We start from the raw sequence: 23,754 nt of genomic DNA, 5'->3' as shown, positions 1-23,754 counted from the left end.
AATATCATATGCTTGCGTACGATTTACTAGTGTAGATAACAATTCAACCCATTTTCGACGTACGCAGACGACTACTCAAAACAGGAGACAACATGAACAAACGAAGCAGCCTTCGCGCTCGGCGTACGACTCTCATAACCCTGATGGCTGCCGCCTGGGCAGCACCTGGATGGGCCGGAGAATTTGAGTTCGGGGACGGCTGGACCGGCAATTGGAGTTCCTCCGTTTCGGTGGGCTCCAGCTGGCGTGCCGCTGACCGGGACAGTCGTCTGTACGGACAGGGCAACGGCGCGCTGATCGGGTTGACTGACGGCACCGGTGCCAACACCATCGATGAAGGCAATTTGAATTACAACAAGGGGGATCGATTCACCACCTTATTCAAGCTGTTCAGCGAGGTGGAGGTCAAGAAAGGCAACATGGGTTTCTTGTTGCGGGGCAAGGCCTGGTATGACCAGGCACTTAATGACGAAAAGGTGCGTTTCGGCAACCAAGGTAACGGCTACCAACAACAGCCTCTTTCAGACGAAGGCTTTGAGCGCTTAAACAGCTTCAAAGGCATCTACCTGTTGGATGCCTATGTCTACAACACTTTTGATGTGAGCGGCCAGCCATTGCAGGTGCGCGCGGGCAACCAGGTCGTCAACTGGGGCGAAAGTCTATTCATCCAGGGCCTGAATCAAATCAACCCGATCGATGTGCCGTCGTTCCGCAAGCCGGGCGCGCAACTCAAGGAAGTTTTCTTGCCAGTGCCCATTCTCCACGCCAGCCAGAGCCTGGGCGAGTACGGAACGGTGGAAGGCTTCTGGCAGGCGCAGTGGAAAAACACCCCGATTGAAGCCAGTTGCGGCAACTACTGGGCCGTAGCCCAGAATAACATTTCGACCAAGACCGGTGCCTGCAACAACGCTGTGACGCTAACTGCAAACAGCCCTTCCGGAGTCGCCGCCAATGCCTACGTTCCGGGCATCGAGGGACGCGACGCCAGAAACTCCGGCGAGTTCGGTCTGGCCTATCGCTTTAGCGCAGAAAAGCTGGATACTGAGTTTGGCCTCTACGCGACGAAACTTCACTCGCGCATGCCAATCGTGTCGATTCAGAAAGGCAGCACTACGGCCAGTCCGTTCTCCGTTTTCTGGGAGTATCCAGAAGACATTAAGACGATTGGTATCAGTGCGGCCACCAACGTGCTTGGCTGGTCTCTGGGCGCGGAGTTGAGTCACGCGAAGGATGTGCCGGTGCAAGTGGACGGCAATGACCTGTTGCTCGCTGGACTCGGGGCAGGCGGAGCCTTTTCAGCAGGCGCCCCCATCCCCTTTGGCCCCTATGGCGCTGCAGCAGTGGCAGCCTTCGCCGGCAGCGGCAATCTGCCCGGCTATACCCTGGCGAACAAGACGCAAATTCAAATCAATGCAGTTAAAGTTGGCAGAGGTATTCTTGGTGCTGACCAGTATCTGTTCATTGCCGAGGCGGCCCTTCAAACCAACAACTTGCCAGATTACAAAAGCGACCCTAACGCTCTTCGTTACGGCCGGCCCTTCATCTTCGGCCCAGGCACCAGCCCGGCCTATGGCGGCACCTGCCCAGGCAACATCAATGTGGCGGGCTGTGAGAACGATGGTTATTTCACACGCAACTCATGGGGCTACCGTCTGAAGGGTGAGCTGACCTATAACGATCTGATTCCTGGCGTGACGGTTTACCCCAGTCTGTACTGGTCGCATGACGTCAAAGGCTACTCGCTGGACAGTCAGTTCTCCGAAGGTCGTCAGTCTTTGGCGCCAGCGGTTCGATTCAGTTACGCCAAGAAGTACAACCTTGAGCTGGGTGCCGTGTTCTACAACCGGAATGCAAAGTATGACCCATTGCGCGATCGTGACTCGTTCTACATGAATGCGGGCATGAGCTTTTAACTTGATTCAGGAAAGAAAACTATGAAACCATCGAAAAGAACTATCGCGTTAACAATGAGCGCGCTGGTATTGACTGTTAGCGCGACCGCAGTCCGGGCCGAGCTCGATGCTGCGCAACTCGACCGTTTGGGCAAGGAGTTGACGCCCAACGGCGCAGAAATGGCCGGTAACAAAGAGGGAACCATCCCGGCATGGACCGGTGGCCTGACTAAACCACCGGCTGGCTGGAAGCCGGAGACAGGCTATGCTGACCCATACAAGGCCGACAAGCCACTGTTCAAGATCGATGCCAAGAACGCCGATCAGTACAAGGACAAGATCTCCGTCGGCATGATGGCCATGATCAAGAAGTACCCGACTTTCTCGATGAATGTTTACCCTACACACCGCTCATTTGCACAGCCGAAGGAGGTGTACGACGCCACCAGGAAACAAGCGGCTACCGCCAAGCTGGACGGCCTCAGCATTCAGGGTTATGTTGGACCGGGCACACCCTTTCCGATTCCGAAGACGGGGACGGAAGTGATGTTCAACCACAGCACGCGTTTCTTCGGCGGCTATAAGACTTGCCGCGATTGGTTGCCGGTACGGGCAAGTGGAGATTTCTATCGCGTCGGCTTCTGCGAGGACATGGTCCAGGGGCAAAACATGGAGCCGCGAACCGAGGGTGGCATCTTCAGCTTCTTTGGTTACTACGATGCACCAGAGACTCTGGTCGGCACCATCTATTTGGTCCATGATCCGGTCGACTTCACAAAAGGAGCGCGCCAGGCTTGGGTCTACAACGCCGGCCAGCGTCGCGTGCGCCGCGCCCCTGATCTGGCGTATGACAACATTGAGGATGGCACGGAGGGCATGCGAACCACCGATGACTACTGGGGCTTCCAGGGCGCCATGGATCGCTTTGACTTCAAGCTCGTAGGCAAGAAGGAGATGTACATCCCCTACAACGCCTACAAGCTGCAAGATCCCGCGCTCAAGTACAAAGACATGTTGGACAAGGGCTCAATAAAGTCCGACTTGCTGCGTTATGAACTGCACCGGGTATGGGTTGTTGAAGCAACGTTGAAGCCCGGCACCTCGCACGTGGTCGCCCGCAAGACCTTCTACATTGACGAAGACAGCTACACCATCGCTCAGGCCGACGGCTATGACGGACGTGGCAACCTGTGGCGGGCGTATAGCTATCCGCTGGTGCAGGCCTATGACGCTGGGGTTATGTTTCAGTCCCCGTTCATCAACAGCGACCTGAGCAATGGCAACTTCATGCTCTCCGCGCTGACGAACGAGCGCAAGCAGCCCGCCTACACATGGGGCACCAAGGGCAAGGCGGCCGACTTCACGGCGGATGCCATCCGGCGTCGCGGCACCCGATAAAGACCTGGCGCTAATGCACAGTCGGCCTTTCGCGAGGCCGACTGCTGCAACAAACCGGAAGGACCGAGATCTTTAGTCCTTTCAGAAAACCCTGCTTAGTTGAATGGAATCGAGGTTCATGTGATGAGTTCGTTCAAGAGATCCGCTGCGGTGCTGGCGGTTATGCTGGCGGCCTGCGGGTCGGTGGCCATAGCCGCGCCCGACAAGGCTAGTCCGCCAGTGGCGATAAAGGCCGGCAAGACGACACTGCTGGACTTTGCCGTTGTCGGCAACGCACTGGTTGCGGTCGGGGAACGCGGGGTGGTGATGCGGTCCGAAGATGCCGGGCGCACTTGGAAAGGGTTCAACACCGCGAGCTCGCGCTCTCTCACCGCAGTCGCATTTACAGACGATAAGGTGGGCGTGGTGGTCGGCCATGGTGGCACCATATTGCGAACCGAGAACGCCGGTTTGAGCTGGGATGCCATCAAGGTAAAAGATGTCGGCGAGGATGCACTACTGGGGATCAGTCTACTGAAGAACGGCAACCTGGTGGCGTGCGGGGCCTTTGGCTTGTACCTCGTTTCGGAAGATCAGGGCAAAACCTGGCGCCGTGAACGAATCATCGCCGAAGACTTCGAGCGTCACATCTCCAAGGTGATCGAAACCCGGACATCGATGATGCTTGTCGGAGAAACCGGTGTGATGGCCCGCTCCGAGGATGGCGGAAAGCAATGGAAACTGCTGACAACGCCGTACGCCGGCTCCTATTTTGGAATTCTTGAGCTCAACAGCGGGGCCCTGCTGGCTTTCGGTATGCGCGGCAACATCTATCGATCGAAGGATCAAGGAACGAGCTGGGAAAAAATGTCCTTCAACTCCAAGTCGACCTTGAACGGTGGATCGGTAGCGCGTGATGGTCGCATTGTCCTGGCAGGCAACAACGGACTAATCGCCGTGAGCGCCGATGAAGGCCAGACTTTTACCTACACACATGCTCCTGAAGGCACATCCCTGTCGCAGGCCAGAATGTTGAACAACAACGACATCGTCTACATCGGCCACATGGCGGTTGGACATCAGGCTGCCGACAGCAAGAGCGCGTCTTTGGCCGCCTCCAGTAAATAACATCCACCGCCAAAAAAGCATCTCACAATGACCAAGAACGATAAACAGTCGAGCGAGGCGCCGATTCACGGTGAGTTCGTTTCTGATGAATTTTCCAAGGGCTTCATTGGCCGCATTGGTTATTTCATTTTTCACTGGCGCCTGGCCTTGCTGATTGCCGGCATCGTGATCACCTTGGTGTTGGGGTTTTTCGCCACGCGACTGCAGGTGACCGCCGGATTTTCGAAGATGATCCCGCTGAACCACGAATTCATGCAGACCTTTCGGGACTACCAGAGTGACTTTGGTGGCGCCAACAATGTACTGCTGGCGATCAAGGTCAAGAAGGGGAATATCTACGACAAGGACGTCCTCGCCACGGTCCGAAAAGTTACGGATGAAGTTTTCTACATCAAAGGCGTGGAGCGCAGTTCGCTGACGTCGCTGGTCACCCCCAACGTCCGTTACAACGAGGTGGTCGAAGAGGGTTTCAAAAGCGGAAACCTGGTGCCTGGTGACTTTGTGGGCCGGCCGGAACAGATTGCGCAAGTTCGCGCCAACGTCCTGAAGTCAGACTGGGTGGGGCGCATCGTCTCGACCGACATGACAGCCACCATGGTCGTGGCCACCTTGCAGGAACGAGACCCCGACACCGGTGAACGCCTTGACCTGCGGGCGGTCGGGGCACAGTTTGAGAAGATCCGTGCGAAATACGAAGACGAGCGTGTCTCGGTGCACATCATCGGTTTTGCCAAGTCGATCGCAGACATTGCCGATGGCGCGTCCAACGTGCTGTATTTCTTTATCGGTGCTTTCTTCATCACTGCGGCCTTGCTGTACTGGTATTCCGGTTCAGCCATGTTGACGGCGTGGACGCTGGTTGCCGCCACCATCCCGGTCATTTGGCTCATGGGCCTGCTGCCAATACTGGGGCTGGGGCTGGATCCCTTGTCGATTCTGGTGCCCTTCCTGATCTTCTCGATTGGCGTGTCACACGCGGTTCAGATGACCAACGCCTGGAAGCTGGAGACCCTGGCCGGGGCCGATGGCGTGACCGCCTCACGCAACAGCTTTCTGAAACTGTTCGTGCCCGGCACCACGGCCCTGCTTGCGAATGCCCTGGGCTTCATGGTCATCGCCGTGGTTGAAATCGAGATCGTTCGAGAACTGGCCTTGACGGCCACGATAGGCGTGTCGGTCATGATTCTGACCAACAAGGTCTTGCTGCCCATCCTTTTGTCCTACATGAAAATTTCGGCGGCCTCGGCCCATAAACTTCGCGGCATGGAGACCGCCGGTGACTGGTTCTGGGAGCGGCTCGGTTTCCTGGCAACCCGGCGTGGCGCGCTGCTGCCGATCGCGGCGGGACTGCTGCTGACAGCGGGTGCACTCTATGAGACGCGTCACCTCCTGATCGGAGACACCAGCAAGGGCGTCCCCGAGCTGCGCGCGGATTCCCGCTACAACCAGGATGTGGAGATGATCACCAGCCACTTCGCCATCGGCGTCGATCTGTTGCAGGTGATCGCCGAAATGAAGGGAGGAAACTCCCCATGTCTCAGCCGCGAGGTACAGGACAAACTCGAAAAATTTGACTTTGAAATGCGTCAGGTTGAGGGTGTGGCGGCGGTTCGCAGCCTGGCCTCCTTCATCACCGCGGTGACGCAGGACTTTGCCGAAGGATGGGTCAAGTGGCGCATGCTACCGGAGACCAAGGAACAAATTGCGCAGGCCGTTGGTTTTTCCACCCGCTTCGGCAATGAGTACCGAAATTCGCAGTGCAATGCGATGCCGGTGTCGCTTTACACCACCGATCACAAGGCGACCACCATCGCCGCCGTCGTCGATCAGGTTCGCCGGTTCAAGGCCGAGAACGATTCCGATAAAGTGACATTCCGCCTCGCATCGGGCAATGTTGGAGTGATGGCTGCGACCAACGAAGTGGTGGAACGTGCCGATAAAATTGTGAACGTGACGCTCTTCAGTGCCGTCACCTTGCTGTGCCTGATCACCTTCCGGTCCATCACCATTACCTTGTGCATCGTCATCCCGCTGGCGCTGGTTACCCTGATGTGCAACGCCATCATGGCGATGCTGGGCATCGGTGTGAAAGTCAATACACTACCCGTGATTGCGATTAGCGTGGGGGTGGGTGTTGACTATGGTATTTACCTCTTTGAGCGCATCAGGCACGAGATGCATGAACGCGGCATGCCCTTGCGCGAGGCCTTCGTCGAATCATTGAAGCAGCGGGGTACCGCATCCTTGTTCACCGCCGTCACCATGACCGTGTCGGTGGCGACTTGGGTGTTTTCGCCGCTCAAGTTCCAGGCCGATATGGGCATCTTGCTGGCCTTCATGTTTTTGATCAATGTTTTTGCCGCCATTCTTCTCCTGCCCGCTTTGGCGGCCTACCTTGTGCGTGACCGCAAGGCCTGACACACAGGAGGCCTGCAGTGCAAATGACCAAGTCAGAAATCCCGCAGGCCAATCGCTCCAACAAAGGTCCACAACAGCGACGACTGCTGTTTTTAGTTGTAGGCCTTGCGTGTCAGTTGTTGAGCGGCATGTCGGCGCTGGCCGTATCACCAGGACTCTCCCCGGTCGGTGCTGAGGTGGCGGGCAATGCGGCGGGCACGATTCCACCCTGGACCGGTGGTCTGCGCGCGCCGCCTGCCAACTGGCAGTCCAAACAGGGGTATGTGGACCCCTTTGCAGGGGAACGCCCCTTGTTCACGATTACCGCAGCCAATCTGCAAGAACAGCGCGAACGCCTGACGCCCGGCCTGCAGGCAGTGCTGGCACGCACCCCCGAGTTTCGTATGCCGGTGTATCCGGCGCATCGCACGGCAGGGTATCCGGACAAGAGCAAGCCACGGCCACCAGTGACCGGGTCCGAGACAGCTCCCAAGCAGGGTACCGTTCCCTTTCCTGAACCTCGCAACGGGCTGGAGGCCATTTCAAATCACTTGTTGCGTGACCTGGGCGGCGGGGTCGAGCGCAGTTTTGACAGCTTCGTCATGCGGGCCAATGGCGACTTCTCGAAGATCGGTTTTCACGACCAACGGGTCTACGACGAGAACTTCGACACACCGGTACCGAATCGACTTTTTTCCTATTTGGGTTACTTCCTGAGCCCCGCCGACCTGGTCGGAACGATCTACCTTGTGCACGAACCCAACCCGCTGAGCGCCGACGAACGCAAGGCCTGGATCTACAACGCTGGCCAACGTCGTGTGCGCCGGGCCCCTGACCTGGCCTACGACAATGTGCAAAATGGCTCCGACGGTTTGGCTGTGGTCGACCAGTACGATGGTTACAACGGCAGCCCGAATCTCTATGACTGGCAGTTGCTTGGCAAGCGCGAGATGCTGGTGCCCTACAACAACTACCGCATCGGCGACAAGCGCGTGCCTTACAGCGAGGTCATCCGTAAAGGCTCGCCAAATTCGGACTTGCTGCGTTTCGAACTGCACCGCGTCTGGGTGGTTGAAGCCCGGCTTAAAGCAGGCCAGACGCATGTCTACCCGAGGCGTCTTTTTTATATCGACGAAGACAGTTGGTCGGTCCTGCTCAGCGAAGCCTATGACTCCCGCGGAAAGCTCTGGCGGGTGGGGCTGCATTCATTGCTGCAGTACTACGACGCACTGGTGCCCTGGTACCGATTTGAGTTGTGGTTCGACCTGACCAACGACAGCTATGTGCTGACCGGACTCGACAACGAATACAAGACGCCATGGACATTCGGCATTCCGGGCAGGATGCGGGATTTTCAACCTGATGCGCTCCGGCGCGCGGGTCATTGAAGCGCGGGAATACTTTTGTTCACAACCACTCCGAATTACAAACGAAAGAGACACGATGTTAACGATTGACAAAAACAGGCCTTCGCCGCAGTGGACCGAGTCCCTGCGCAAACGCTTTCCCACGGAACGCGAGATTGATCGCGTCCTGACACGCCGCCTGGAGCGCCGCGCCGGGCCGGCCTACACACCCTTGTCACTTGAGACACTGGTCAATGGCGTGCAGGCCTTGATTCGTTCGGGGCATATCGGGCCGTTTGAGATCACCCGGGCGCGTTGGTTGTCGGGCGGCGCCTCCAAACTGCAGATGTCATTTGTACTCGACTGGGAACGTCCGGGCGTCGGACGCGAACAGACGCGCATGGTCCTGCGCATGGAGCCCTCCGAGTCCATCGTTGAGACCAGTCGGCTGCGGGAGTTCCAGTTGATCCGCGCGGTCCAGTCGGTGGTACCGGTACCGCCCGTGTTCTGGTGCGACGCACACGGTGATTTCCTGCCTTACCCGGCGCTGGTTTACGGTTTTGCTGAAGGCGTCACCAAGCCCAGCATGTCTATCAGCAATGTCAGCGGTTTGGGCACCAGCCTGCCGATTCAGGTACGCAACGCCCTCGCGCCTCAGTTTGTCGACCACCTGGCCCGCATCCATAACATGGACTATCACAGTGCTGATCTTTCGGCCTTCGATATTCCGGCGCCTGGTACGCAATGCGCATTGTGGGGCCTCAATTGCTGGGAGCGCATCTGGGAAGAGGACTGTGATGAAGACTCGCCGATGATGGCCGTGGCCGCTGCCTGGCTGCGTCGCAACCTACCCGCACTTGACCAACCCGGCTTGGTGCATTCAGATTACCGTCTTGGCAACTTCCTTTACACCGAGGCCGATTGCCGAATTTCTGCGTGGCTTGACTGGGAGTTGGGCCATATCGGAGATCCACACCAGGACTTGGCATGGACCACGAGCCCGGCATTCGGAGGCCGCGATGAGGACGGTCAATTTCTGGTGTGCGGCTTGATGACCGAGGTTGCGTTCTTTGAAGCCTACGAGCGCGCGAGCGGTCGGCGAGTCGACCACAAAACCCTCCATTGGTACAAGATCTACAACGCATACATGATTTGCACCCTCACCATGGGCACCGGCTACAGGATAGCTAGAAACGGGAAAACCCATCAGGATGTACTCGTCACCTGGTTGATCGGGATTGGCTACATGCTGATGGATGACATGCGAAATCTCATTGAAAAAGGAGTCTGAAATGCAAATGCGACCCGATATCCAGATCCAGAGCATCCTTAAAGCCATGACTGACGTCGTGCTGCCGGCGATCGACCCCAACAACCAACTGGCACAGGAGCAAGCCAAGCTGTGCATGGGATTGCTCGACTTGATGGCGCGTCAACTGCCTTTGCAATATCGCTTCGATTGCGACGAGTTGACCCGACTGGTCGCTTTGTCCAAACGGCTGCTGACCCTGGCCGGCACGAATCTGGCGACACCCGGCATACTGGCCTCGCTAACGCAGGATACCGATTGCGCCGACGAAGTACTGACACGCGCCAGAGCCGAGCCCCATGAAGTGCTGAGCGCTGTTCGGGCACTGCGTGCCACCACCAGCACTTTGGTGCGCGAAGCCTGTGCGCATGGCGAAGCCGGTGCGACCCTGGAACTGGAACATGCAGTGCTTGATGCCAGCCGCGAACAACTGCTTCGCGATCGGTCCTGGGTTCTGGCCCAAGGGTGGGAGGCTGATCCGCAAGCGATGCCAGCCATCAAGACTCTCATTGCACATGTTTCCAAGGCACCTTGAGCCGCATTCCCGACCTATCTCCCCTACACCCACACTTGAGAATAATATGATCGACAACAAAGTCTTAGCGGATCAGCGACTGATCCTTGATCCCGTGCATGACGGGCGCCACGCTCTGCGGGCCGACCCCAAGGCACGTGAGTCCGTGCCCTACCTGCTGAACTTGCCTGAGGAAGGCCTGGCCTTGTTTACCTACACCTGGGTTAACCAGGCTGGCGAGGCTGGCGCGGTGATGGCGATTTTCGGTCCTGGAATTGGACCGGAGCCGATCGTGGAAAAATTGGCTGATCGTCCAACTTCCGCTGACATGAACTTCAGCGACTGGCGCCTTGAAGGTCTGCACATGGAGCAGGACCTTCGCTTTGACAAAGCCCGCATTCGCTGGAAGACTGACAAGGTTGAACTCGATATGAATTTCGAGGCCATGCACCCGCCCTATGCGTATGGCAGTGACGAGCGTGGCTGCATGCCCTACACCGCCGACAACCGCATTGAACAGAGTGGCCGCGCCGTGGGAACCTTGCGGATCGGCGATCGCGTCATCGCTTTCAATACCACTGGCCACCGTGACCATAGTTGGGGCACGCGTGACTGGCACGCCACCCAGCACTGGAAATGGGTGCAGGCCCAGTCTGGGCCAGATGTCTCGGTGCACTTCTGGATCGTGGAGGCCATGGGCCGCACCGAACTGCGAGGTTATGTTTTTAAGAGAGGCCGCATGGCCCTGGTGACCGACGTGGACTTTCACTTTGATTATGTCGGCAAGCTGGATGCACAGCGCTGGTCGGCCACGGTAACCGATGCTGACCAACGAGTGACCACGCTCGATGTCGAGGTCGTATCGCGCTTTCAGTTGTACCCCGACCCGGCCTGCTGTCTGAATGAACACGCAGGTTCCGCAGTAATCGACGGAAAACCCGGCGTGGCCTGGATTGAGATGATGTGGCCCGACGCCTACCGCAATCACATCGGTGAGGTCGGGCCCTATTGATTTGCGATAACTTGGGCGTCAAACAAGTGCGGCTGCTTGTGAAGCAGCAGCACAAGACTGCATACCTTCAGGATTAAGAGACTATGAACTTCCAAAAATTCGAATCTCATGTTGCTGGTCATGGCGAGCCCATGTGGAACCAGAGCTATTACTTCAATGCTTATGACCCGAAAACCCGTACCGGCTGCTTGATCCGGATCGGCTTGCTGGAAAATATGGGACATGCCAACAGTTGGCTGATTGTGTTTCAGGATGGATTGCCTCTCTTCACGCGTACCAATCTACAGTTACCTTATACGACTGAGCGCCCAGCCGGTGGCATGCACATTGCCGGTATGCATATTGAAGTGCTTGAGCCCTTGCGCAAGTTGCGTATCCGCTTTGACGAGGCGGATTTCGCCATGGACCTGGTGTGGACGTCCACCCACGAGATGGCCGATTGCATCGCCATGAGCAAGGGTGACAGCGGCACCTTTGCCGAAGAGATGGCGCACGTCCACCTGGAAGGCCCTTGCATCGTGAGCGGTCATCTGGTGGTGCGTGGAGCGCAGAGTGCGTTTCAGGGCATCGGCATACGCGACGTCGCCGCCGGTGTGCGCAATTGGGACAGTTTGCAGCACTACCGCTTGGCCTGGCCGGTGTTTGAAAACGGCATGGTTTTTTGTGGTGTGCGCGGTGATAACACCTCGGGGAAAAGCGCCTATATGCGCATGTTCCATGACGGCCAGCAGTGGCTGCGTGTGGCTGAAATTGTCGATGACAACGACTATGAGGACTATTGTCCGTTCACGGTACGCGAAATGCGCTGGCGCTTCACTGATGAAAAAGGCAGAGCCTATGCATTCAGCGCCAAGCCGCTGTTCCGCTGGTTGTTTGCCCAAGACACTTTTGTAGTCTGCGAGCAGATGATGGAATTCCGGCTCAGCGACGGAACCCTTGGCTACGGGCTGTGCGAAGGAGGCTTCCGCCTGCCATGGCAAAACTTGGCTGTTTCAGAGTAGTCACGCGACCAGAGAGTCAGACATGAAATTCGATCTCACGGGAACCCGAAATTTCCGAAGTCTCAAGGGACTGCCAACCGTCGATGGCCGGCGAATCGCCGGCCACACCATCCTGCGCTCAGATCAGCTTGACCTGCTGGGCACCCAAGACTGGATGGTGCTAACGTCGCTGGGCGTGAAAACGGTGTGCGACCTCCGCAGCGCCTCTGAACGCAAGCGCTACCCGAACAGCCAGCCATCGGAAGGAATACGGCAAATTCCCATGGAAGTGATCAGTGATGTTCGTGCCGATCCAGGCCTCATTGCCACGCTCAGGGATAAACCGAATGTTGAAGGCGCCGTCGACCTGATGCTGGAGGTTTACCGCCGGCTACCCGGTTCGATGGCACCGCACCTGCCACAACTATTCGGACTATTTGAATCAGCTGAAGTGCCGGTTTTGATTCACTGCGCGGCAGGCAAGGACCGAACAGGGTTCGCTGTCGCGGTTCTGCTCCATGCACTGGGGGTGACGCAGGAAAGCATCTTTGCCGACTATCTGCTGTCTGCCCGGGCGGAATGCGTGACCAACCCGGAGCGGCGCGAAATGGTTGCCGAGATCGTTTTCAAACTCTCCGGCCAGGCCGATTCTGAACCCATGATCGACGCGATCATGGATGCGCGTCCTGTGTATCTACAGACCGCATTTGACGCGGTCGCGGCCGATTACGGTTCGCTGGACGCCTACGTGCAGACCTGTGCCGGCCTGGATGCCGGGGCGCTTCAACGTCTGCGCGACCGCTGGTTAACGACCCTCCCCGCGTATTAACCGCCCCTCCCGTAAGAGACCACACCTTGCAAATCATCGACTTCCGCGGCCTGGCCGCGCAATCCGTCCGACACCTCCTTCCCGGCCTGATCCTGGCTGGCCATTGCGCGCTCGGCTTCGGCGCCAACGAGCCCATCGTCCTGGGACAGAGCATCGCGGAAGGACGCGGCTCATACCGGGCAACACAGGGACTGACCGGAGGCCTGCGAGCCTATGTGGGGCACATCAATGCGAATGGTGGTATTCGCGGTCGACAAATCAAGGTCGTGACCTTGGTGGGAGATAACAACGCGGCGACGCATGCCGAGAATGTGCGCAGGCTTGTTCGCGAGCACGGAGCAGTCGCTATGATTGGCTGTGCAGGCGAGGTTGTCTGCGAAGCCATCGCGGCAACGGCCATCGAAATGAAAGTGCCCTTGATCGGCGCGCTGTCTGGCCTCAAGGCCATGGGCCATGACCGCTCGCCTTACCTCTTTCCCTTGCGTCCCAATTACGAGCGCGAGGCCGAGGCCCTCGCTTCGCAGATCCACGTCCTTGGTATCACACGCGCGGCTGTGCTGAGCGATTCGGGGCCTGACAGCGAACGGTTAGTGGCCCTTGAGCGCGCCCTGCAAGCGAAAGGCATTAGCCAGACGATGTACCCTGTGTCGATGTTCGATCCGGCTTCCGTCACCCGCGCAGTGAATAGCGTCGCCAAGGGAAATTTCCAGACCGTCGTGATGGACGTATTGCCTGACTTGGTAGACGTCATGGTTGAACAAGGAATCCAGGCCCGAGCGGACGAGTGGCCCAGCACCATCACAAGCCTGGCGTCAAGCTCATTCCAGGGCATGAGCAACGTCTTTCCGAAGAAGGTTATCGGGTTCACTCAATTGGTACCGAACCCGGAGTCAGACAACAGCCCGCTCACCTTCGAGTTCCAACGCCATGTCGAACAATACGCGTCACCCAAGGCCATCACGTTTGAGGGGATGTCCAACTACATGGCCGCCAGGCTCACGGTTGAGGCATTGCGCCGATCATCCCCTCTGTTCACCGGTGATGGCATCGCCGCCGCGTTGTCGGCAGCGAGCTCGATCGAGCTTGGCGGGCACGCCATTTCGTTCGCGAAGGACCGTACTTCCGGTTCGGACCGCATCACGATCGGCCTTCGGTCGCGCCATGGTTATTACTTGAAATAGCAACCAACCATCCAGCTCAACGACGACAACGATGAATGGCTTTTCCTTCCTGTGACATGACGACATCACCGTCCTGGTTGATGGCCTCCTGGCGCAGCGTCACAGTACCGCGGTCAGGTTTGCTTCGGGAGGGGCAGACATCGATCACCGTCACCCGGGCATGAAGGCGGTCACCCGGTCGCACCGGCACAAGCCAACGCAATTGATCTACACCGGGTGACCCCATGGCAGAGACTGTCGATATGAAGTGATCACACATCATGCGCATCAGCACCGCGCCGGTCATCCAGCCACTGGCCACCAGGCCGCCGAAACTCGATTGGGCAGCCGCGCCGGCATCGACATGGAAGGGCTGCGGGTCATAGCGGGACGCAAAAGCGATGATTTCAGCCTCGGTAATCAAGTAATCCCCGAACTCGAATGTTTCGCCTGGCACATAGTCCTGGAACCAGCGGTTTTTGAGTTGCATCGCATGCATGGCGTGTTCCGCCTCAGACTTTTTCGCGCAAGAGTTCGGGCAGTTTGGCGCGATGGAAACCTTCGAAGGGCTTGCTGCGCTGATGGGGTTCCAGCTTCCAGGTGTTTCGGGCGTTCGGCGTACCGCCGTCAACCCGGATGCACGATCCCGTGATGTAGGCCGCCGCCGGCGATAGCAGATAGACAATGGCAGCCGCCACCTCCGACTCACTGCCATAGCGCTGGAGTGGCACAGTGGGCGGAAACTCCAGTATCTTGGCCTTGGCTTCGGGCGTATAGGTATCGAAACCGCTGGAGGCGATGCCGCCCGGTGCAACCGTGTTGACACGCACGTTCGAGACCGCCCACTCGCAGGCGGCAGACTCGCTCAGGTTCAGCATGCCGGCACGCGCTGCGCCAGAATGAGCGATGTCCGGCCAGCCATTCCAGATATCAGCAATGATGTTGACGATGGCGCCGCCATTGTGTTCCATCCAGCGGTTGTAGGCCTCGCGCATGAAGATGAAGCCGCCGGTCAGGTTGTTGCGCACCACCGCCTCAAAGCCTTTGGTCGAGATCGTTTTCAGTGCCGTGCGGTATTGCCCACCTGCGTTGTTGACGAGCCCGTCGAGGCGCCCGCGCGTCTGCAAAACGGCATCAATCGTCTGGATCACAGCAGCTTCGTCGCGAATGTCGCAGGCATACGCGCTAACGCTGCCGCCATCTTCAATGATCTCCGCCTTCACCGTCTCCAGTTTTTCAATAGTGCGGCCAACCAGGACAACATGAGCGCCTAGGGACGCCAGTTCATGCGCGGTGCAGCGGCCAATACCGCTGCCGCCACCGGTAACAATAATGGTTTGCCCGGCGAAAAGACCGGGGCGAAATACAGATTGATAAGACATGGAATATCCTTCTAGTTTCAGTATTGAACGGCGGCGCGGCCAATGCGGCCCCGCGCAATGATCAGCTTCATCACCCCCGCCGTGCCGTCGCCAATCTCCAGACCACTGACGTCACGCATACGCTGCTGGTGCGGCAGGTCTTTTGACCAGCCATAGTGGCCAAAGGTCAGCAGGCACTGGTGAATAGCATCAAAGGCATATTTCGGCCCCATCCATTTGCACATGGCAGCCTCGGATGCGTGAGGCAGGCCTGCGTCACGTAACGCCAGCGTGTGGTAGCAGAGTTGACGTATCGCTGCAATATGCGACTCGCCCTCGGAAAGCGGAAAACTTACGCCCTGGAATTGACCAATAGGACGGCCAAAGGCCTCGCGCTCCTTGGCGTAGGCCCAGGCTTCGTCAAGCGACGCCTGGGCGATGCCGCAGCACTGAAGTCCAATCAATGCCCGGCTGTAATCAAAGCCTTGCATGACCTGGGTAAAGCCTTTGCCCTCGTCGCCGAGACGATGACTGAGGGGAATGCGCACGTCGTCGAAGAACACCGAGCCGCGCCCCGCAATGGCACTGCCCACGTCATCAAAACGCGTGCGCGAAATGCCCGGGGTGTTGCCTGGAATAAAAAAAGCCGTGACACCCCTGGCCCCCTCGTCCGGCAGGCCGGTGCGGGCGAAAATCAGATACGCGTCAGCCCGGTCGGCAAAGGTAATGGAGGTTTTCTCGCCGTTGATGACGTATTGGTCGCCCTCCCGGCGCGCGCGCAATTGCAGATTGCTGGCATCCGAGCCACCGCGTGGCTCGGTCAGGCAAATTGCAACAACGGCCTCGCCGCGTGTCATGCGAGGAACCCATTCGGAGGTCAGCTCCGGCTGCGCATGACGGATCAGGATGGCCGCGTTGAGCGAAATACCCACGGGCACAAGACTGATGTTGAAGTCACCGTAGGCCAGTTCTTCGGCAATGATGCCGGTTGTCACGCCATCCACACCAAGCCCACCCAGCGTCTCGGGCAAATCCACTCCCAGCAAGCCCAACTGACCCATCTCGGCGATCAGTTCGCGGTCCAGAACGCCAAGCTTCTCCCGTTTCTGATAGTCCGGCAGCAGACGTTCACGAGCGAAGCGACGCGCGGTTTCTTGCAAGGCTTTTTGGTCGTCGGTCAGTACCATGGAATGCAGCTCCTTTACGGCGTTTAAGATGCGCCACGAATTCGCGCATCACAATAGTGCACTACTGTACCATATTGGTTAAATATCGTATAGCTACATCAAAGATGTATCAACATCACGATTATTCAGCGTAGGCAAATGAACATGAGCGCGGCACATACACCAACAATCCATAAATCATATGTGTGTCGCAGCCACCGCGGAGCGCGCTTTAATTCCATGAACTGGAAGCCGACAACCCAGGCTTTGAAAAAGGCGGTCACGAACACGCCCGCCATGGAGAGGCGAGCGCCATCGTTGCCGATTTGTGCCGTGTGGCCAAACCACCAGCCGATGCCTGTCGCCGCGACGAGAATGCCCCAGGCCAATGTCAAGGGGTCGAATTTGGCGATGAAGGTTTCCCTGTTCGACATGAAGGAGGTCAGAGGAGATAAAGAAGTGCAAAAAGGACAATCCACAGGAGATCCACGAGGTGCCAGAAGGTGGCCCCACTCTCAAGCGTACGAATCCTTCTCGCGTTCATCAAGGGGTTCCGGCTAACGCTGCGAAGCATAAAAAGAACGCCGATGCCGACGAGAACATGTAGCAGATGAATACCGGTAAAAACGAAAAAGTACATGAAAAAATAGTTTGTTGCCGGGTTGATCCCATGTGCAAACTTTGCGTTCCACTCCAGGCCCTTGTTGGCGACAAACCCCACGCCGCAAAGAATCCCCAGAGAGAAAAAGCGGCTGGCCGTCGCACTCAAGCCAGTCCGGCAGCGCTGGACGCCAATGGCCACGAACCACGATCCCGTCAACAGCAACAGGGTATTCAAAAGCCCCGCCCCGAGGTCGAGTTGCACTCGCGATTGAAGGAAGAGATCTGACTTCTCTTTCTGTCCCAGCGCAATAAGGATGAAAAAGACTGAAAAGACGATCAGGTCACCGGCGACAAACATCCAGATACCGAGCTCACCCGGTATCCTGGTCGTTGCATGGTGCCCCGCCGCAGTGCCGGAACCGTCTCCTGCACCGGGGCGCTCAAGCGAACGACTGCTCACCGTCTTAAGCTCTCACACAGTTCAAGCACTTGCATCGCTCAAGCCTGGGTGACTTGACCATCCTGCTTCACCGCTTTCAGCATCGACATGCACATGATCAAAATCCACAAGAAGAAGGCGACAAACGGAATCCACAACGCTACTATGCCGTGCCAGGAAAAGGGGCCATCCTTGAAGAAGAGCACAAGTTGGCCCGGCGCAAACAGCAGAACCGCCCATAGATTGACGTAGCCAACCCAGCGCGGGAAGCACTCGTGGCCCTCTTCTGCCAAAAGAATGGGAAGCGCAATAACGACACACCAGCCACCAAACACCGGCACCGAAAACACGGCGAGGAAATAGGCGAGATCGGCAAACATTTGCACCATCGTCGGATGATAGACATCAGGACGAAAAGACATCAGCGCCCAGGCAAATGCGACCAGTAAGGCAACCATGGTGCCGCATGCCGTAAAGACCAGCTGAACGTAGGAAAACACGGGGCTCTTCTCGGCGCGCCGCGTCAGCGCGGCAATCCCGGCGCCGAAAGGGCCAAAGAGCGCAAACGACAGCATGAGGATCACCGATCCGATTTGGATCGAGAGCTGATGCTCGGTCACTTTTCTGACGAATTCCTCCGGCGAGTCGTTGGCACGCAGCAAGGGCGGCAACATCTCCCCAAGAATGACGCCACCGATGACGAACAAGGCAATGGCGGCAAAGCCAGACCACGCACAAAAGACAATAGATTTTCTGAACAACGGGTCTACGCTTTTGTCGGTCACAGGGGTCTCCTTGGAAAAAAATGCTGTGCGAACGAATTCGCGCATCATTGTAGTTCGCTACTGTACCATATTGATTGCATATCGTATAGTATGACCAAGGTCATTCAGGTCGCATGTACAGCGCCCTGCTGAGATCCAAATTTTTTGCCTGCATCCGAACCCGGGGGAAAGACAGCGGTGGACCGCATCTTGAAGGAAAGTGCGATTCACTTGGCGCGCGTATACAGCGCGCAAGAGAGACGCTGTAGGCAGCGCTTTAAGCCTCGTTTGCGCTCAAGTAAGTTTGCAAGTTGGCTTTCATGCCATCCAAGGTAACGGCAGAGGCTTCCAGTTGCTCGTCCGTCAAACCGACCAGAATCTGCTCATTCATCCGGTGACTTATCTTGCGCATTCGCGCGATCAGCTGTTTGCTTTTCGGCTCGAGAAACACACGATTGACCCGGCGGTCGCCAGCGTCGGCGTCGCGCCTCACCAACCCTGACTTCTCCAATCGATCGATCAGGCCGCCGACGGCCACTTTGCCAATATCGAGTTCCTCGGCCAGCTGAGACTGGGTCATGCCATCCTCTCGCGAGAGATAAGCCAACACCCACCACTGCGAGCGGGTGACACTCAACGGCTTCAGGCATCGGTCAAATGCACTGCGTCGCAAGCGCGACACGTCGTGAATTAAAAAACCGAGCCGAAGCTCCCAATCGACGCTATGAAGTTCCACTGCCATGCCCACTTTCCGGTGCACGGCGGACCATTTCTGATCCGGGGAGCACCTATGCTTTACTGTAATGATGCGTACATTCTAATCCACCGCGCATCGTTACACGGGATCCCAGGTGAAGACGTCACCCGACCGGTCCAGCTTATAGAAGTCGGCCCTCAGCATGGGCAGCGCGGTGTCCAACACACTCTCTGGCGTCCATCCTTCGCCCCGGTGCGCGGTGCGGATCGGGCGTGGCTGGCTAAACAAAAATATTTCGTTGTTGCGCACACCGAATATCTGACCGCTCACATCGGCCGCAGCGTCGGCGCACAGGCCAACGACAAACGGCGCGACCCGTTCGGGCACCAGCTTCTTCAAGCCCTCCACACGCTTCTTCTGCTCGGGGGTCTCATCGGGGATGGAGCCGACCATCCGCGTCCAGGCAAACGGGGCAATCGCATTGGAGCGCACGTTGAACTTCTGCATGTCCACGGCGATCGACTTTGACAAAGCCACGATGCCGAGTTTGGCGGCGGAATAGTTGGCCTGTCCAAAGTTACCAATAAGGCCAGAGGTTGAGGTCATGTGCACATAGCTGCCACTACCCTGCTCCTTGAACAAGGGTGCCGCGGCGCGGCTGACATTGAAGCAACCTTTAAGGTGCACCGCCACCACGTCATCGAACTCCTGCTCGGTCATTCGGTGGAAAATTGCATCGCGGAGGATGCCTGCATTGTTGACCACAATGTCAAGCCGGCCGAACGCCTTTACCGCGGCTTCCACCATCTCGTCTGCATCTTGACGACTGGCTACCGAGCCGCCGTTGACGATGGCCTGACCGCCCATCGCTTCGATCTCGGCAACCACCTGGGCAGCAGGTTGTTCTGTATGCGTCATGCCGTCGAGTGAGGCCCCCAGATCGTTGACCACTACCTTGGCACCCGCCTGCGCCAGTGCCAGGGCAATACCGCGTCCTACGCCACGGCCACCGCCCGTCACCAGCGCGACTTTGCCTTCAAGTAATTTACCCATTATTTCAGTCCTTTTCCGTTGTTAAGTTTGCTATCTGTTCGTACAGTGATTGCGCGCAAGTTCATGGCGGCAGACGAAAGCATTTGGGTTCCCGACCATGGCGCCCCTGATTCGGGAAAACCCTTGTCCATTTCTTTCCTCGCATGTGAACCGTTTGAATAACTTTACCATATACTAGCGTACCATGCATACCATCACTACATTTAAGATGCGCCAATCATGAACAACTTAGAGGCAGAATACGGCCTTCTCGCAACCACCCGCTACGTCCCTCGCCTGCGCCTGGAGCGAGCAGAGGTACTGGCACAGCACCGCTGGATGGCGCCCGGTCTTCGCTCGCTTGCCAAGGGCCAACGTGCCATGGCCAGCTGGGATGAAGACAGTGTGACGATGGCGGTAGAGGCGGGGCGGCAACTGCAGCAAGCCATACCGGACGCCGCCATCACTGAATTGACGGTGGCGTCCACCAGCTTGCCGTTTGCCGACCGGCTGAACGCAGGCATCGTCGCATCAGCGATTGGACTGGCGCCCACAGCCGTGGTGCGGGACGTCACGTCCAGCGCACGCGCCGCATGCACCGAGTTGGGCGCGGTGCTGCGTCGCCCCATGACGGACACAACGCACCTGCTGCTGGCCTCGGAACGTCGCCTGGGTCGCCCCGCCAGCACACAGGAAATGATCTTCGGCGATGGCGCTGCAGGCGTCTTGATTGGCACCGGTCGGGCCATCGCGACCCTCGTCGCCAGCCGAAGCACCCATGCCGATCTGGTTGACCATTTCCGTCAAACCGGCGAACTGTACGACTATGGCTGGGAGGAGCGCTGGGTCCGCGACGAAGGCTATATGAAGATCGCCGTCGACACCATCCGCGGCTGTCTGACAGAAGCTGGTGTGTCGGCCAGCGAGGTAGCCCACTTCGTGATGCCAACCCCGCTGGCACGCGTGAACGATCTGGTGGCAAAGCGCATCGGATTTGCGTCTTCATCCGTGGTGTCGGCGGAGCACGAAACAGTGGGCGACCTGGGCAGCGCGCAGCCGCTGGCCATGCTGGACATTGCTGTGCGCGCGGCTGCGCCTGGCGCCTATATATTGGTCGTCGCCTTCGGCAGCGGCTGTGAAGCGCTGCTATTACGCCGCACCAATGTCCCCTGCCCCGGCAGCGTTCCAGAGGGCGGCCGTAAAGAAACAAGCTATATGAAGTACTTGTCTTTCACCGGCCAGATCGCGCTGGAATGGGGTATGCGCGCCGAGATGGACAACAAGACGGCCCTCACCGCCGCCTGGCGCGACCAGGCCCGGGTCGCTCGCTTCGAGGGCGGACGCTGCACATGCTGTGGCACAGTGCAATTCCCACGCACGCGACTTTGCGTCAATCCCGAGTGCCGGGCGCAAGACAGCCAGACGCCGACGAGTCTGGCTGACGTGCCAGCCCAGGTACTGTCGCACACCAGTGACTACTTGGGTTACACGCCGAATCCACCTTTTCAATTCGGCCACATCGACTTTGAAGGCGGTGGACGTGTGATGATGGAGTTCGCCGACACGGATCCAGACGAACTGCGTGTTGGCCTGCCACTGCGCATGGTCTACCGCGTGAAAGACTTCGACGCAAATCGGGGTTTTCGCCGATATTTTTGGAAAGCCACGCCGGTTCGCGGCATGGAACAGGGGGCAAACAATGGCTGAGGGCATTCGCGACAAAGTCGCAATTCTGGGTATGGGTTGCTCGAAATTCGGAGAGCGCTGGGACTGCGGCCCCGATGACCTGATGCTCGAGGCGTTCAATGAAGCCTTGGCCGACGCGGGCATCGGCTTCAAGCAAATCGAGGCCGCATGGTTCGGCGTCTGCCTTGAGGAGAACAACGTCGGCAAGACCGCCGGTCCGCTGGCTCAGGCCTTGCGCCTGCCGCGTATCGCGGCCACTCGCGTCGAAAACGCGTGTGCCACCGGCACCGAAGCGATGCGTGGCGCAGCCTACGCGGTTGCATCCGGCGCTTACGACATCGTGCTGGCACTCGGCGTCGAAAAACTCAAGGACACAGGTTACGGCGGCTTGCCCGCACGCACACGCGGCGTAGCCAATGATCTCTGGTTACCTAACACGACCGCGCCAGGCGCTTTTGCACAACTCGCTTCGGCCTATGCCGCCAAACATGGCGTGTCGATGACTGATCTAAAGCGGGCGATGGCACATATATCGGTGAAGAGCCATGCCAACGGCGCACTTAACCCCAAGGCACACCTGCGCAACCCCATCACCGAGGAAGATGTGCTCAAGGCCGCAACCATCGCTGCGCCGTTGGGTCTCTATGACTGCTGCGGCGTCAGTGACGGCGCCGCCTGCGCGATCCTGACGACACCTGAAATTGCACGGGTCTTGCGCCCTGACGCTGAGCTCATCACCATCAAATCGTTGGAGGTTTCCGTCAGCAACGGGGAAGAAGCCAGCTTTGGCAGCTGGGACGGTGCCCACATTGCGACCGCACGGGAGGCGGGTTCTCGCGCCTACGCCAGCGCAAAGATTACCGACCCACGCACCCAGATCCAGATGGCAGAAGTGCATGACTGCTTCTCGATTACCGAGGCCGTGCTGATGGAAGATCTGGGCTTTAGCCAGCACGGTCGCGTGATCCATGACGTGCTCGACGGCATGTTTGACCGGAATGGCCCATTGCCGGTTCAGCCGGATGGCGGACTCAAGTGCTTTGGCCACCCGGTTGGGGCGACCGGCTTGCGCATGGTCTATGAGATCTACCTGCAGATTCATGGCCGTGCCGGCGCACGCCAACTCAAGCACGTCAACCTCGGCCTGACACACAACCTGGGGGGCCACCCGCACCAGAACGTGTCGGCCATTTCCATTGTTGGACGCCACGGCGCCTGAAATTTCGTACCTTCTCAACATTCATCAACTCAACCCACAGGAGATACTCAATGCGAGGCATCAATAACAAAACGGCGATCGTGACTGGCGCCGGTAGCGGAATCGGCCGCGCAATCGCCGTGCGGCTGGCGGCAGAAGGCGCCCATGTTGGCGTGTTCGACATCAACCCACAAGGCGCGGCAGAAACCGTGGCGGCCATCACGGCCGCTGGCGGCAAGGCCGTGGCCACCCTCTGCGACATCACCGACTACACCGCCGTCAAGGCCGCCGTGGCGTCTTTCGAAGCGGCAGCCGGCCCGACTGACATCCTTGTTAACAATGCGGGATGGGACACGCCTATGCCCTTCCTGAAGACCGATGAAGCGTTCTGGAAAAAAGTCGTTTCCATTAATTATTTTGGCCCGCTGCACATGACCCATGCGGTGGCCCAGGGTATGTCCGAACGCAAGTCCGGCCGCATCATCAACATCGCGTCAGACGCGGGCCGTGTGGGCTCATCAGGCGAAGTGGTGTATTCGGGCTGCAAGGGCGCGACCATCGCCTTCGCCAAGGCGCTGGCACGTGAACTGGCGCGCAGTCAGGTGACCATCAATAACGTCTGCCCAGGTCCGACTGACACCCCGGCGATGGACTCGTTCGTGGGTACCGGCGAGCAAGGCCAGAAGATCCGCGACTCGATGGTGCGTGGCGTGCCGCTGGGCCGCATCGGCGTACCCGATGACTACCCTGGCATCGTGGCCTTCCTGGCCAGTGACGATGCTGCTTTCATTACCGGCCAGACGATCAGCGTTTCAGGCGGTCTCACAATGCACGGCTGATCTGCTGCAACTCCATTACCTATCA

22 protein-coding genes are annotated in these 23,754 nt (G+C 58.2%); 14 read left to right on the top strand and 8 right to left on the bottom strand.

The window, feature by feature from the left end; all coding sequences use genetic code 11:
• Positions 1 to 92 precede the first annotated feature (92 nt).
• The 11 genes from C5P05_RS14515 to C5P05_RS14465 all read left to right on the top strand — a co-directional run bounded on the left by C5P05_RS14515 (position 93) and on the right by C5P05_RS14465 (position 13,965).
• Positions 93 to 1,913 (top strand): DUF1302 domain-containing protein, encoded by a 1,821-nt coding sequence (locus C5P05_RS14515; RefSeq protein ID WP_114970569.1) that lies wholly within the window; start codon positions 93 to 95, stop codon positions 1,911 to 1,913.
• A gap of 21 nt (positions 1,914 to 1,934) precedes the next feature.
• Positions 1,935 to 3,290 (top strand): DUF1329 domain-containing protein, encoded by a 1,356-nt coding sequence (locus C5P05_RS14510; RefSeq protein WP_198674723.1) that lies wholly within the window; start codon positions 1,935 to 1,937, stop codon positions 3,288 to 3,290.
• Positions 3,291 to 3,413: 123 nt separating this feature from the next.
• Positions 3,414 to 4,397 (top strand): WD40/YVTN/BNR-like repeat-containing protein, encoded by a 984-nt coding sequence (locus tag C5P05_RS14505; protein ID WP_114970567.1) that lies wholly within the window; start codon positions 3,414 to 3,416, stop codon positions 4,395 to 4,397.
• A gap of 27 nt (positions 4,398 to 4,424) precedes the next feature.
• On the top strand, positions 4,425 to 6,815 hold the full coding sequence (locus C5P05_RS14500) for an efflux RND transporter permease subunit (protein WP_114970566.1): 2,391 nt from the start codon (positions 4,425 to 4,427) through the stop codon (positions 6,813 to 6,815).
• Positions 6,816 to 6,838: 23 nt separating this feature from the next.
• Entirely contained in the window at positions 6,839 to 8,182 is a 1,344-nt protein-coding gene (locus tag C5P05_RS14495; protein WP_114970565.1) for a DUF1329 domain-containing protein, read from the top strand.
• 55 nt (positions 8,183 to 8,237) lie between these two features.
• The gene (locus tag C5P05_RS14490; RefSeq protein WP_114970564.1) at positions 8,238 to 9,431 is read left to right on the top strand and encodes a phosphotransferase family protein; all 1,194 of its coding nucleotides are present in this window, start codon (positions 8,238 to 8,240) and stop codon (positions 9,429 to 9,431) included.
• Between the two features lies 1 nt (position 9,432).
• Positions 9,433 to 9,984: a hypothetical protein gene (locus C5P05_RS14485; RefSeq protein WP_114970563.1), complete on the top strand. Its 552-nt coding sequence runs from the start codon at positions 9,433 to 9,435 to the stop codon at positions 9,982 to 9,984.
• Between the two features lie 46 nt (positions 9,985 to 10,030).
• Positions 10,031 to 10,975 (top strand): DUF7064 domain-containing protein, encoded by a 945-nt coding sequence (locus tag C5P05_RS14480; RefSeq protein WP_114970562.1) that lies wholly within the window; start codon positions 10,031 to 10,033, stop codon positions 10,973 to 10,975.
• Positions 10,976 to 11,058: 83 nt separating this feature from the next.
• Entirely contained in the window at positions 11,059 to 11,976 is a 918-nt protein-coding gene (locus C5P05_RS14475) for a DUF7064 domain-containing protein (RefSeq protein ID WP_114970561.1), read from the top strand.
• A 22-nt stretch (positions 11,977 to 11,998) separates the two neighbouring features.
• Positions 11,999 to 12,784 carry a tyrosine-protein phosphatase gene (locus C5P05_RS14470; RefSeq protein ID WP_114970560.1) on the top strand — a complete coding sequence of 262 codons (786 nt, stop codon included), beginning with the start codon at positions 11,999 to 12,001 and terminating at the stop codon, positions 12,782 to 12,784.
• Between the two features lie 26 nt (positions 12,785 to 12,810).
• Positions 12,811 to 13,965 (top strand): ABC transporter substrate-binding protein, encoded by a 1,155-nt coding sequence (locus C5P05_RS14465; RefSeq protein ID WP_157979330.1) that lies wholly within the window; start codon positions 12,811 to 12,813, stop codon positions 13,963 to 13,965.
• A gap of 16 nt (positions 13,966 to 13,981) precedes the next feature.
• On the opposite strand, the gene C5P05_RS14460 is transcribed toward C5P05_RS14465, so the two are convergent.
• The 8 genes from C5P05_RS14460 to C5P05_RS14425 all read right to left on the bottom strand — a co-directional run bounded on the left by C5P05_RS14460 (position 13,982) and on the right by C5P05_RS14425 (position 20,027).
• Positions 13,982 to 14,443, bottom strand: coding sequence for a MaoC family dehydratase (locus tag C5P05_RS14460; protein WP_114970558.1), 462 nt, complete (start codon positions 14,441 to 14,443; stop codon positions 13,982 to 13,984).
• Positions 14,444 to 14,456: 13 nt separating this feature from the next.
• Positions 14,457 to 15,326 (bottom strand): SDR family oxidoreductase, encoded by an 870-nt coding sequence (locus tag C5P05_RS14455; protein ID WP_114970557.1) that lies wholly within the window; start codon positions 15,324 to 15,326, stop codon positions 14,457 to 14,459.
• Positions 15,327 to 15,343: 17 nt separating this feature from the next.
• Positions 15,344 to 16,492: an acyl-CoA dehydrogenase family protein gene (locus tag C5P05_RS14450; protein ID WP_114970556.1), complete on the bottom strand. Its 1,149-nt coding sequence runs from the start codon at positions 16,490 to 16,492 to the stop codon at positions 15,344 to 15,346.
• Positions 16,493 to 16,617: 125 nt separating this feature from the next.
• Positions 16,618 to 16,905: a cytochrome C oxidase subunit IV family protein gene (locus C5P05_RS14445; RefSeq protein ID WP_114970555.1), complete on the bottom strand. Its 288-nt coding sequence runs from the start codon at positions 16,903 to 16,905 to the stop codon at positions 16,618 to 16,620.
• Positions 16,906 to 16,913: 8 nt separating this feature from the next.
• Positions 16,914 to 17,534: a cytochrome c oxidase subunit 3 gene (locus C5P05_RS14440; protein ID WP_114970554.1), complete on the bottom strand. Its 621-nt coding sequence runs from the start codon at positions 17,532 to 17,534 to the stop codon at positions 16,914 to 16,916.
• Positions 17,535 to 17,572: 38 nt separating this feature from the next.
• Positions 17,573 to 18,298, bottom strand: a complete 726-nt coding sequence (locus C5P05_RS14435; protein ID WP_157979329.1) for a hypothetical protein — start codon at positions 18,296 to 18,298, stop codon at positions 17,573 to 17,575.
• A gap of 256 nt (positions 18,299 to 18,554) precedes the next feature.
• Complete coding sequence (locus C5P05_RS14430) at positions 18,555 to 19,019, bottom strand: MarR family winged helix-turn-helix transcriptional regulator (protein WP_114970552.1); 465 nt, start codon at positions 19,017 to 19,019, stop codon at positions 18,555 to 18,557.
• Between the two features lie 93 nt (positions 19,020 to 19,112).
• A complete protein-coding gene (locus C5P05_RS14425) occupies positions 19,113 to 20,027 on the bottom strand; it encodes an SDR family NAD(P)-dependent oxidoreductase (protein WP_114970551.1) in 915 nt (304 codons plus the stop codon).
• Positions 20,028 to 20,246: 219 nt separating this feature from the next.
• On the opposite strand from C5P05_RS14425, the gene C5P05_RS14420 reads away from it, so the two are divergent.
• From C5P05_RS14420 to C5P05_RS14410, 3 genes are read left to right on the top strand one after another with little or no spacing between them, the layout of a single operon-like run.
• Entirely contained in the window at positions 20,247 to 21,713 is a 1,467-nt protein-coding gene (locus tag C5P05_RS14420) for a 3-oxoacyl-[acyl-carrier-protein] synthase III C-terminal domain-containing protein (RefSeq protein ID WP_198674722.1), read from the top strand.
• Entirely contained in the window at positions 21,706 to 22,911 is a 1,206-nt protein-coding gene (locus C5P05_RS14415) for an acetyl-CoA acetyltransferase (protein WP_114970549.1), read from the top strand. Before C5P05_RS14420 ends, C5P05_RS14415 begins: the two co-directional genes overlap by 8 nt.
• Before the next feature lie 50 nt (positions 22,912 to 22,961).
• Positions 22,962 to 23,729, top strand: coding sequence for a glucose 1-dehydrogenase (locus C5P05_RS14410; RefSeq protein ID WP_114970548.1), 768 nt, complete (start codon positions 22,962 to 22,964; stop codon positions 23,727 to 23,729).
• Positions 23,730 to 23,754 lie beyond the last annotated feature (25 nt).

The sequence above is a fragment of the Rhodoferax ferrireducens genome, assembly GCF_003347515.1.
In the GTDB taxonomy this organism is placed as follows: Bacteria; Pseudomonadota; Gammaproteobacteria; order Burkholderiales; family Burkholderiaceae_C; genus Rhodoferax.
Note: the sequence above shows the minus strand (reverse complement) of the source record. Positions and strands in the feature narration are given on the sequence as shown.

Coding starts and splice junctions, on each gene's coding strand:
- C5P05_RS14455 (WP_114970557.1), bottom strand. CDS start 15,326: ATGTCTTATCAATCTGTATTTCGCCCCGGTCTTTTCGCCGGGCAAACC.
- C5P05_RS14410 (WP_114970548.1), top strand. CDS start 22,962: ATGCGAGGCATCAATAACAAAACGGCGATCGTGACTGGCGCCGGTAGC.
- C5P05_RS14445 (WP_114970555.1), bottom strand. CDS start 16,905: ATGTCGAACAGGGAAACCTTCATCGCCAAATTCGACCCCTTGACATTG.
- C5P05_RS14505 (WP_114970567.1), top strand. CDS start 3,414: ATGAGTTCGTTCAAGAGATCCGCTGCGGTGCTGGCGGTTATGCTGGCG.
- C5P05_RS14515 (WP_114970569.1), top strand. CDS start 93: ATGAACAAACGAAGCAGCCTTCGCGCTCGGCGTACGACTCTCATAACC.
- C5P05_RS14500 (WP_114970566.1), top strand. CDS start 4,425: ATGACCAAGAACGATAAACAGTCGAGCGAGGCGCCGATTCACGGTGAG.
- C5P05_RS14490 (WP_114970564.1), top strand. CDS start 8,238: ATGTTAACGATTGACAAAAACAGGCCTTCGCCGCAGTGGACCGAGTCC.
- C5P05_RS14420 (WP_198674722.1), top strand. CDS start 20,247: ATGAACAACTTAGAGGCAGAATACGGCCTTCTCGCAACCACCCGCTAC.
- C5P05_RS14485 (WP_114970563.1), top strand. CDS start 9,433: ATGCAAATGCGACCCGATATCCAGATCCAGAGCATCCTTAAAGCCATG.
- C5P05_RS14475 (WP_114970561.1), top strand. CDS start 11,059: ATGAACTTCCAAAAATTCGAATCTCATGTTGCTGGTCATGGCGAGCCC.
- C5P05_RS14510 (WP_198674723.1), top strand. CDS start 1,935: ATGAAACCATCGAAAAGAACTATCGCGTTAACAATGAGCGCGCTGGTA.
- C5P05_RS14495 (WP_114970565.1), top strand. CDS start 6,839: ATGACCAAGTCAGAAATCCCGCAGGCCAATCGCTCCAACAAAGGTCCA.
- C5P05_RS14460 (WP_114970558.1), bottom strand. CDS start 14,443: ATGCATGCGATGCAACTCAAAAACCGCTGGTTCCAGGACTATGTGCCA.
- C5P05_RS14425 (WP_114970551.1), bottom strand. CDS start 20,027: ATGGGTAAATTACTTGAAGGCAAAGTCGCGCTGGTGACGGGCGGTGGC.
- C5P05_RS14415 (WP_114970549.1), top strand. CDS start 21,706: ATGGCTGAGGGCATTCGCGACAAAGTCGCAATTCTGGGTATGGGTTGC.
- C5P05_RS14480 (WP_114970562.1), top strand. CDS start 10,031: ATGATCGACAACAAAGTCTTAGCGGATCAGCGACTGATCCTTGATCCC.
- C5P05_RS14470 (WP_114970560.1), top strand. CDS start 11,999: ATGAAATTCGATCTCACGGGAACCCGAAATTTCCGAAGTCTCAAGGGA.
- C5P05_RS14430 (WP_114970552.1), bottom strand. CDS start 19,019: ATGGCAGTGGAACTTCATAGCGTCGATTGGGAGCTTCGGCTCGGTTTT.
- C5P05_RS14450 (WP_114970556.1), bottom strand. CDS start 16,492: ATGGTACTGACCGACGACCAAAAAGCCTTGCAAGAAACCGCGCGTCGC.